General features: G+C 74.4%; 6 protein-coding genes and 1 pseudogene. 3 read left to right on the top strand and 4 right to left on the bottom strand.

Translation table 11 applies throughout. From position 1 onward, the window contains the following. Nucleotides 1-846 (top strand): annotated as a pseudogene (locus tag AB0C99_RS16880) (hypothetical protein); the annotation flags it as partial. Between the two features lie 37 nt (nucleotides 847-883). On the opposite strand, the gene AB0C99_RS16875 reads toward AB0C99_RS16880, so the two are convergent. From AB0C99_RS16875 to AB0C99_RS16860, 4 genes are all read right to left on the bottom strand, one after another. Beyond that, nucleotides 884-1,738: a DUF6227 family protein gene (locus AB0C99_RS16875; RefSeq protein ID WP_362475509.1), complete on the bottom strand. Its 855-nt coding sequence runs from the start codon at nucleotides 1,736-1,738 to the stop codon at nucleotides 884-886. A gap of 104 nt (nucleotides 1,739-1,842) precedes the next feature. After that, nucleotides 1,843-2,898 carry a P1 family peptidase gene (locus AB0C99_RS16870; protein ID WP_362475507.1) on the bottom strand — a complete coding sequence of 352 codons (1,056 nt, stop codon included), beginning with the start codon at nucleotides 2,896-2,898 and terminating at the stop codon, nucleotides 1,843-1,845. Nucleotides 2,899-2,942: 44 nt separating this feature from the next. After that, the gene (locus tag AB0C99_RS16865) at nucleotides 2,943-4,115 is read right to left on the bottom strand and encodes a low temperature requirement protein A (protein WP_362475505.1); all 1,173 of its coding nucleotides are present in this window, start codon (nucleotides 4,113-4,115) and stop codon (nucleotides 2,943-2,945) included. 125 nt (nucleotides 4,116-4,240) lie between these two features. After that, nucleotides 4,241-4,963, bottom strand: a complete 723-nt coding sequence (locus tag AB0C99_RS16860) for a CbiX/SirB N-terminal domain-containing protein (protein WP_362475503.1) — start codon at nucleotides 4,961-4,963, stop codon at nucleotides 4,241-4,243. Between the two features lie 444 nt (nucleotides 4,964-5,407). On the opposite strand from AB0C99_RS16860, the gene nirB reads away from it, so the two are divergent. Both nirB and AB0C99_RS16850 read left to right on the top strand, forming a co-directional pair. Beyond that, nucleotides 5,408-8,221 (top strand): nitrite reductase large subunit NirB, encoded by a 2,814-nt coding sequence (nirB, locus tag AB0C99_RS16855; protein WP_362475501.1) that lies wholly within the window; start codon nucleotides 5,408-5,410, stop codon nucleotides 8,219-8,221. A gap of 105 nt (nucleotides 8,222-8,326) precedes the next feature. Beyond that, nucleotides 8,327-9,751, top strand: a complete 1,425-nt coding sequence (locus AB0C99_RS16850) for an MFS transporter (protein ID WP_362475500.1) — start codon at nucleotides 8,327-8,329, stop codon at nucleotides 9,749-9,751. Nucleotides 9,752-9,769: the final 18 nt, after the last annotated feature.

Genomic DNA, 9,769 nt, shown 5'->3' with positions numbered 1-9,769 from the left:
CTCGGCCGGGCGCAGGCCGGGCGGCAGATCGCGTGGATCCCGGAGCCCGACCCGGCCGCCCTCGCCGGGCTCTGGCCGCAGCTGTTCGGCGCGGGCCCGGTCGCGGGGGCCGTGCTGGTGCTCGGGGTGCTCGCCTGGGCGGCGCCCGGGAGCCGGGCCGCGCGGGCCCGGGTGGCGGCGGTGAGCGTCGCGGCCCTGGCGCCCCCGCTGCTCCTGTGGACGGCCTCGCACGGCGAGGTGTCCTACTTCCACGCGCGCTATCTGCTCTTCACCCTGCCCGCCTGGGCGGTGCTGGCGGCGGCCGGGCTCCGGGCGGCCCGGCTCCCGGGCGCCCGCCCCCGGCGCGCGGGGCTCGCGGTCCTGGCCGTCCCCGCCGTGCTCGCCCTGCTCACGCTGCCCGAGCAGGGCGAGCTGCGGCAGCCGTACGCGCACTTCTGGCACGGGGTGGACCACCGGGGCGCGGCGGCCACCGTCCGGGCCTACCACCGGCCCAGGGACGCGGTGGTCTACGCCCGGGGCGAGGACCGCTGGCGGCTGCTGGACGCGGGCGCCCGGCACTATCTGCCCCGCGAACTGCGCGCGCCGGGCGTGCTGCCGGACGTCTTCCTGGACCGCCCGGCGGCCGACCGGGCGGAGCTGTGGGCGTCGGAGTGCGCGGATCCGGCGCGCTGTCTGCGGGCGCGCGGGGCGCCCAGGCTGTGGCTGCTCGTCCCGGCGGGCGAGGCCGACCCGCTGGACGCGCTGCCCCCGGCGCAGGCCCGCGCCCTGCGGGCCCGCTACACGGCGACGGGCACCGAGCGCCTGACCGGCGTGACGGTCGCCCTCCTGGTCCGCCGCGCGGGCTGAGCGCGCGGCGGACCGGGAGCGGCGTGGCCGAGGGCGGTCAGCGGACGCGGGAGCGGGACTCCATCGCCCCGCGGGCGGCGCGCTCGTCCTCGTACACCTCGCACATGTGGCGCCCGTCCGGGGTCGCCGTGTGCTCGACCTCCCAGAGGCTGACCTCGCTGCCGTCGAGGAGCAGGAACTGGTGCTCGTAGAGGGTGAAGCCGGCGTCCCGGCCGCCCTCCATCGTGCACTGGCGCCCGAACGCCTGGGTGATGTGGTGCCCGAAGGCGAGCCGGAGCCGCCGGGCCACGGCCTCGCCGGGACGGTCCGCGTTCTCCGCGCGCCGGAGCACCCGGCGGGCGTGGTCCGCGGAGTTGTCCGGCACGTACACCCGGGGCTGGGCGGGTATGGGGCGCGCGAGGAGCGCGCTCAGCACCTCCAGGTCGTCGTCCTCGTCGGGCCGGCCGCCGTCGGCGCGCTCCACGCTCCAGCCGAGCGAGGGGCCCGAGGGCAGCCGGGAGGCGGCGAGCCGGGCCTCGGACTCGTCCTCGTACAGCTCGTGGTGCTCGGTGCCGTCGCGGCCGGAGTTGTGCACCAGCTCCCACAGGGTGAGGGCCGTGCCGTCGGCGAGCAGATAGGCGTGCCGGTAGGTGGTGCGGTGCAGCGACGCGCTGTGGTGCGAGGAGTGCAGCGTGCTGGAGTGCGCGAGCGCCGACACAAGGCGCTCGACCGTGGAGTCGGGCAGGTCGAAGGAGTTGAGCGCCCTGCCGAGGAGCCGCTCAACCTGGGTGTCGGTCGTCTCGTACGGATCGTGCGAAGGATCCTGCGGATCGTGCGGATCGTTCAAGGGGGTCTCCAGGCCGTCGCCGCATGTCACTTGGTGCTTGCTAAACGTAGTCCCTGGGTCTGACATCGTGTCCGGCGTTCGGGAAAACGAACGGGCGCGCGCATCGAGTTCCCGCGCCCCCGGACGAGTTCGTCAACTTCCTTTGGTATACCGGCAGTCGGTTCGGGGGGCTAGTCGTCGTACGTCCCGCCGTACAGTTCGCGGTACGCGGGATGGTCGCCGCCCGGCCCCGTCACCCCCGTCGCCGGGGCGAGAACCGCCTGGACGATGGCGCGGGTGACCGTGTCGGCGCCCGCCGCGAGGATCTCGTTGAGGGCGAGCGGGCCGCCCTCCGGGGGCAGTTCCCGGTCCCCGGTCGCGAGGGCGAAGACGGTGTCGCCGTCGTTGAGGAGATGCACCGGACGGACGGCGCGCGCGATGCCGTCGTGCGCCGTCCCGGCGAGCTTCTGCGCCTGGGCGCGGGTCAGCGCCGCGTCCGTGGCGACGACCGCGAGGGTGGTGTTCATCGGCGGCGGGGCGAGCTTCTCCCGCGCCTCGGCGAGCCGGCGCCGCGCCGCCTCGTGCACGGCCGGGTCGGGGAAGTCGGGCCGCCCGCCCGCGAAGTAGGCCCCGTACGGCACGCCCGTGTCCGGGTCGACCGGCGAGCCGACCGCGTTGACCACGACGAGCGCCGCCACCGTGATCCCCGACTCCAGGACGGCGCTCGCGGTCCCCACCCCGCCCTTGAGCCCGCCCGCCACCGCGCCCGTGCCCGCGCCCACCGAGCCCGTCGCCACCGGCGCGTACGGCCCGGTCGCCGCGGCGTCCGCCACCGCCGCCCGCCCGGTCGAGGCGTCGGGGCGGGCCGCGAAGTCGCCGCCCCGGCCCAGGTCGAAGAGGCAGGCGGCGGGGACCACCGGCACCACGTGCGCCGGGTCCGGCCCCACCCGCACCCCGCGCCCCCGCTCCGCCAGCCAGGCCATCACCCCGCCCGCCGCGTCGAGCCCGTAGGCGCTGCCGCCGGTGAGGACGACGGCGTCGATCCGCTGGACCAGGTTGCGCGGGTCCAGCGCGTCCGTCTCGCGGGTGCCGGGGCCCCCGCCCCGTACGTCCACGGCGGCCACGGCCCCGCCCTCCGGGGCGAGGACGACGGTGGTCCCGGACAGCGCCCGATCGCCGGGGACCCGCGCGTGGCCGACCCGCAGGCCGCCCACGTCGGTGAGTGCGTCGTGCCGATGCAGTGTCATGTCCCCTGCGTACCACGCGGCGCCGCGCCGGGCGGCGGCACCGCTCAGCGCGCGGCCCGGGTGGCCGGGTTGGTCGCGGTCAGGGTCACCCCCAGCGCGACCGTGGCGGCGGCGGCCAGACCGGCCGCGAACACCGCCCAGTGCCCGGCGAACGTGCACATGAGGACGACGAACGCGGAGCCCGGCAGCACCGCCTGCTGGGCGATCCCCACCTTGAAGTAGCGGGCGTGCAGCAGCCACACGCTCAGCAGGAAGACGGCGGTGGGGATGGTGACGGCGGAGGACGCGGCCAGGGTGGAGATGTGGGCCTTGCCGACGGCCTGCTCGACGGCGATCTCGAGGCCGGCGCCGATCGCGGCGGCCGAGGTGAAGATCAGGAAGTGGCCGTAGCCCCAGAGGAAGCCCTTGTGGTTGTCGGCCAGCCGGTCGTGGGCGGGCGCGACGAAGTAGATCCACCAGGCGGCGAAGACGATGAGGAGCCCGCCCGCGGCGATCGGCAGCAGCTCGCGCAGGGCGTCGTTCTCCGTGACCCCCGACTTCACGGCGACCGTCGCGGCGGCGATCGACTCGCCCAGCACGATGATCGTGAACAGGCCGTACCGCTCGGCGATGTGGTGCGGGTGCCACTCCGAGTTGACGTCCTTCTCCGCGTACATGGGGACGGCCATCTCGGCCAGCGCCATCACCAGGAACACCCACAGGCGCGCGTTCTCGGGCACCAGCAGCAGCGCGACCCAGCCGACCTGGCAGGCGACGACCCCGCCCGCGTACCGGAGGCACATCGTCCGCTCGGTCGGGTCGGTGGTGTGGTGGGCGGCGCGCAGCCACTGGGAGGAGAGCGCGAGGCGCATCACGACGTAGCCGATGTAGACGACGGTGAAGTCGTGGTCCTCGAACGCGCGCGAGACCCCGGCGGCGAGGACCAGGACACCGGCGATCTGGACGAGGGTGACGACCCGGTAGAGGACGTCGTCGTTGTCGTAGGCCGAGGCGAACCAGGTGAAGTTCATCCAGGCCCACCAGATCGCCCAGAAGACCATCGCGTAGTTGACGACCCCGGATCCGGCGTGCCCCTCGGCGACGGCGTGCACCAGCTCGGCGCCCGCTTGGGCGACGGCGACGACGAAACACAGGTCGAAGAAGAGCTCCAGCGGCGTCGAGGCGCGGTGCGACTCCTCGCGGGAGCGGGAGGTGAGCGGCAGGAACGGTTGTGTCATGCCCCACAGGACAGCAGACCCGGGGGCGGCCGGACAGGCAGGACACCCGCCCCGCGCGGTGCGCGCCCGCTTCAGCCGCTCACGCCCGCTTCAGCGGCTGCCGCCCGGCAAACCTCGCGCCCGCTTCAGCGGCTGCCGCCCGCCAGACCCGCCGGGACCGGCGGATGTCCCGCCGCGGCCTCCTTGTAGCGCTTCGCCACCACACAAGCGATCCGCGGGTGGTCGGCCAGCGGCGCCGAGACCGCCCAGACGTCGGGGAGCGCCGCCAGCGCCTGGGTGAAGCGGCCGGGGGCCAGCAGGTGCGCGGCGACCGCGATCCGGCGGAAGCCGCGGGCGTGCAGCGAGGCGACGGCGTCCGCGACCGGCGGCGCCGCCGGGCCCGTCGCGGAGCAGTACGCGGCGGCCACCGGGACCGGGATCAGGTGCGCGAGCTGGTCCAGGGCGCGCAGGGTGCCGTCGTTGCCGCCCGGCCGGGAGGAACCGGCGCCGGCGACCACGACCGCGTCGGCGGGCCCGCCGGCCGCCCGCTCGGCGGCGCGCAGCCGGTCGTGGAGGGCGAGCCCGACACCAGGTTCGCCGCGCAGGCCGGGGGTGACGGCGCAGTCGAAGTGGCAGGCGACGGAGGGGATGTCCACGGTGCGGTGGTAGCCGTCGCCGAGCAGCAGCGGCACGACGACGGCGCCGGGCCGGTCGGCGAGCACGTACGGCAGGGACGGCTTCTGGTGGTCCAGGTGCGCGACGGCGACGGGCGCTCCGGTGAGCCGGCCGACCGCGTCCGCGAGCCGGGCGACGGTCGCCCCGGCCTCGGGCACGGCGCTGCCGTGCACGGCGAGTACGAGATCCCGCATGACTGCCTCCGCGATGCCGCCGGGGTCCGCGTCCCGGACTCCGAATGTCCCGATTCCCGCCCCGGATTCCCGCCGGAGCCGCCCCTCGGGCGCCCCGCCCCGGATTCCCGCCGGAGCCCCCGCTCGGGCACCCCGCCCCGGTCCCGCCTGAAGCCTCTCCGGGCCCCCGCCCCGAAGCTCCCGCCCCGAAACCCCGTCCGGGGCCGCGTCGCCGGTGTCGTTCGGCGGCGCGGCCCCCACACCGCCCACGCTATGCCCGCGCCCCCGCCGCCCGCCCCCGCCGCAGGTCCCGTCCCGCAGGGCCGCAAGTCCCGGAGCATCGGGCCCTTTTCGGGGCCGTGCGGGCGGGCTGGCCGACCTACCGTCGAAGGCGACGAGCGCGGGAGCCCTCCCGTACCGCCACGCCCACCGCACCACCACCAGCCACCCCCACTGGAGACCGCCATGGCTGCCGCCCCTGCCCAGCAGACCCGGAACCTCGTGCTGATAGGCCACGGCATGGTCGGCCACCGACTGCTGGAGGCCCTGGCCGAGCGCGGCGCGCTCGCCGGGCCCGACGGCGGGCCGGGCTGGCGCGCGGTGGTGCTGGCGGAGGAGGACGTGCCCGCGTACGACCGGGTGCACCTCTCCTCGGTCTTCACCGGCACCGAGCCCGGCGGCCTCGCCCTGCCCGCCCTCGACGAGGGCCTGATCGACCTGCGCCTCGGCGACCCCGCCGAGCACGTCGACACCGCCGCCCGCACGGTCACCACCACCTCCGGCGCCGTCGTGCCGTACGACGCGCTGGTCATGGCCACCGGCTCGTACCCCTTCGTGCCGCCGATCCCCGGCGCCGACGCGACCGGCTGCTTCACGTACCGCACCCTGTACGACGTCGACGCCCTCACCTCGTACGCCGAGAACGCCGACGGCAGCCGCGGCGCGGTCCGCGGCGGTGTCGTCATCGGCGGCGGGCTGCTCGGCCTGGAGGCGGCCGGCGCGCTGCGCACCCTCGGGCTGGCCACGCACGTCGTGGAGTTCGCGCCCCGGCTGATGCCGCTCCAGGTCGACGACGGCGGCGCGGCGGCGCTGCGCGCCACGATCGAGTCGATGGGCGTGGCCGTGCACACCGGCGTGGGCGCCGCCGAGGTCGACGTGGACGCCGACGGCCGGGTCCGCTCCCTGAAGCTGTCCGACGGTACGCGGATCCCCGCCGACCTGGTGGTCTTCTCGGCCGGCGTGCGCCCCCGGGACCGGCTCGCGCGGGAGGCGGGGCTGGCGGTCGGCGACCGGGGCGGCGTGGCGGTGGACGAGCACTGCCGTACCAGCGACCCGTACGTGTACGCGGTCGGCGAGTGCGCGCAGACCTGCGACGGGCGGGTCTACGGCCTGGTCGCGCCCGGCTACCAGATGGCCGAGGTGGTCGCGGACCGGCTGGCGGGCGACGGCGACACCGTCTTCACCGGCGCCGACACCTCGACGAAGCTGAAGCTGCTCGGGGCCGACGTGGCGTCCTTCGGCGACCCGTTCTCCGACGTGCCGAAGGCCACCGAGATCGTGTTCTCGGACGGGCGCGAGGGCGTCTACAAGAAGCTGCTGCTGGGCCCGGAGGGCCAGCTCCTCGGCGGCATCCTGGTCGGCGACGCGGAGGCGTACGGCTCGCTGAAGCCGCACGCGGGCCGCATGCTCCCGGCGCCGCCGGCGGCGTTCCTGATGCCGGCGGGGGAGGGCGCGGGGCAGCTGCCGGGCGCCGAGTCCCTCGCGGACGACGCGGTCGTCTGCTCGTGCCACAACGTGACCAAGGGCGCCGTGCGCGAGGCGATCGCCGAGCACGGGCTGGTCGACGTCGGCGGCGTCAAGCGCTGCACCAAGGCGGGCACGGGCTGCGGCGGCTGCGTCAACACCCTCCAGGCGGTCCTGGACGCGGCGGGTGTGGAGAAGCCGCGCGGGCTGTGCGAGCACTTCCCTGAGCTGGGCCGCGCCGAGCTGTACGAGCTGATCCGGACCGAGCACATCCGCTCCTTCACCGAGCTGATGGAACGGCACGGCGCCGCGGGCTCCGCGGGCGGCCCGGCCGGTGTCTCCGGCTGCACGGTCTGCAAGCCGGTCGTCGCCAACGTCCTCGGCACCCTCGCCCCCGAGCTCGGGCTGCGGCACGTCCTGGAGGGCGAGCAGGCCACCCTCCAGGACTCCAACGACCTGTTCCTCGCCAACCTCCAGAAGGACGGCACCTACTCGGTCGTGCCGCGCGTCCCGGGCGGCGAGATCAGCGCCGAGCAGCTCATCGTGATCGGCGAGGTGGCCCGCGACCACGGCCTCTACAGCAAGATCACCGGCGGTCAGCGCATCGACCTGTTCGGCGCCCGCAAGGAGGACCTCCCGGCGATCTGGCGCCGGCTGATCGGCGCGGGCTTCGAGTCGGGCCAGGCGTACGGGAAGTCGCTGCGGACGGTGAAGTCCTGCGTCGGCTCGAAGTTCTGCCGCTTCGGGCAGGGCGACTCGGTGCAGCTCGCGATCGACCTGGAGCTGCGCTACCGGGGCCTGCGCGCCCCGCACAAGTTCAAGGGCGGCGTCTCGGGCTGTCTGCGCGAGTGCGCGGAGGCCCGCGGCAAGGACATCGGCGTGATCGCCACGGCCGGCGGCTGGAACCTGTACGTCGGCGGCAACGGCGGCACCACCCCGCGCCACGCGGACCTGCTGGCCTCCGACCTGTCGGCGGCGGAGCTGTTCGCGCTGATCGACCGCTTCCTCATGTACTACATCCGCACCGGCGAGCGCCTGGAGCGCACCTCCGCGTGGCTGGAGCGGCTCGGCGGCACCGGCGGCGGCATCGAGCACCTGCGGGAGGTGCTGGTGGCGGACTCGCTGGGGATCTGCGCCGAGCTGGAGGCCCAGATGGAGCGGCACGTGGCCGCGTACCGCGACGAGTGGCAGGCGGTCCTGGAGGACCCGGAGGCGCTGGAGCGCTTCAGCCCGCACGTCTCCGAGGTGCGGTTCCTGGAGCCGGGCCGGGGCCGGGCGGCGGTGCTCGCCGACGGGACGGAGGCCGCGCTGTTCAAGGACGGCACGGGCGAGGTGTACGCGGTGGGCAACCGGGACCCGTTCTCGGGCGCCGACGTCATCGCCAACGGGATCATGGGCACCCGGGACGGCGTCCCCGTCGTGGCCTCCCCGATGCACAAGCAGGAGTTCGACCTGCGGACCGGCGTCTGCCTGGACGACCCCTCGGTGTCGCTGCCGCTGCTGGCCGTCCCGGAGGTCCCTAAGGCCCGGGACTGACGGGACCTAGGCCGCCCGCCCCGCAGACCATCGGCTCTCACGCCGGCCTTATGGCGCGGCGCAGCCTGGAAGGGCAAGAACCACTCGTAGAAGTCAGGGGAAGTCATGAGTTCCGCGGTCCAGGACAGCAGAACGAAGGGCGGGCCGGCACCCGCCTCGTACGACACCGAGCAGTACCGTCCCGGCAGGCCCATCACGGACTGGGAGCCGGAGAACGAGCTGTTCTGGAAGTCGGTCGGCAGGAAGGTCGCCAACCGCAACCTGTGGATCGCGGTCCCCGCGCTGCTGGTGGCCTTCGTCGTCTGGCAGGTGTGGTCGGTCACCGCGACCAACCTGAAGGACGTCGGCTTCTCCTTCTCCACCTCCCAGCTGTTCTGGCTGACGGCCATCCCCGGTCTGACCGGCGGCACGGCCCGGATCTTCTACACCTTCCTCGGCCCGATGATCGGCCAGCGGCGCTTCACCGCCCTGTCGACGGTGGTGCTGATCGTCCCGCTGATCTGGCTGGGCATCGCGATCCAGGACCCCACCACCTCGTACGGCGTGATGGTCGCGATCGCCGCGCTCTGCGGCATCGGCGGCGCCAACTTCGCCTCCTCCCTCGCCAACATCGGCTTCTTCTTCCCGAAGGCCAAGAAGGGCAGCGCGACCGGCATCAACGGCGGCCTGGGCAACCTGGGCGTCTCGGTGGTCCAGCTGCTGACCCCGATCGTCATCACCTGGTCGACGATCGCCATCGGCTCCGCCCAGCACAAGGCGGACGGCACCCCGGTCTACCTCCAGAACGCGGCCTTCATCTGGGTGCCCGTACTGATCGTGCTCGCGGCCCTGGCCTGGTTCGGCCAGAACGACCTGAAGGTGGCCTCCACCCCCTTCAGCAAGCAGAAGGTCATCTTCAAGCGCAAGCACAACTGGCTGATGACCTGGCTGTACGTCGGCACCTTCGGCTCCTTCATCGGCTTCGCCGCGGCGCTCCCGATGCTGATCAAGACCACCTTCCCGGACTACTCGGTCGCCACCTACGCCTGGATGGGCCCGGCGGTCGGCGCCCTCGCCCGGTGGGCGGGCGGCTGGATCGCGGACAAGTGGGGCGGCGCGCGGGTGACGATCCTGTCCTTCGTGGGCATGGCGGTCGCCATCATCGGCGTGATCAACTTCCTGCCCTCGGGCGGCGACGGCGGCTCGTTCTACGGCTTCTTCTTCTGCTTCCTCGCGGCCTTCCTCTTCTCCGGCATCGGCAACGGCTCGACCTTCCGGCAGATCCCGGTGATCTTCCGCGGCACCCACCTGAAGGGCCTCGCCGAGGGCACCCCGGAGTACGCCAAGGCCCTCAAGCAGGCGGAAATGGAGTCCGGCGCGGTCACCGGCTTCACCTCGGCCATCGCGGCCTACGGCTTCTTCTTCATCCCGGCCCTGTTCGGCTCGGTGGCCGTGACCAGCGCGATGTGGGGCTTCGTCGCCTTCTACGCGAGCTGCACCGTCGTGGCCTGGTGGTTCTACGCCCGCAAGGGCGCGGAGGCCCCCAGCTGACCGGCGCTCGACCGCTCC

It is taken from the genome of Streptomyces sp. NPDC048659 (assembly GCF_040650575.1).
Lineage (GTDB): Bacteria > Actinomycetota > Actinomycetes > Streptomycetales > Streptomycetaceae > Streptomyces.
This window is presented reverse-complemented; position numbering and strand designations above follow the sequence as displayed.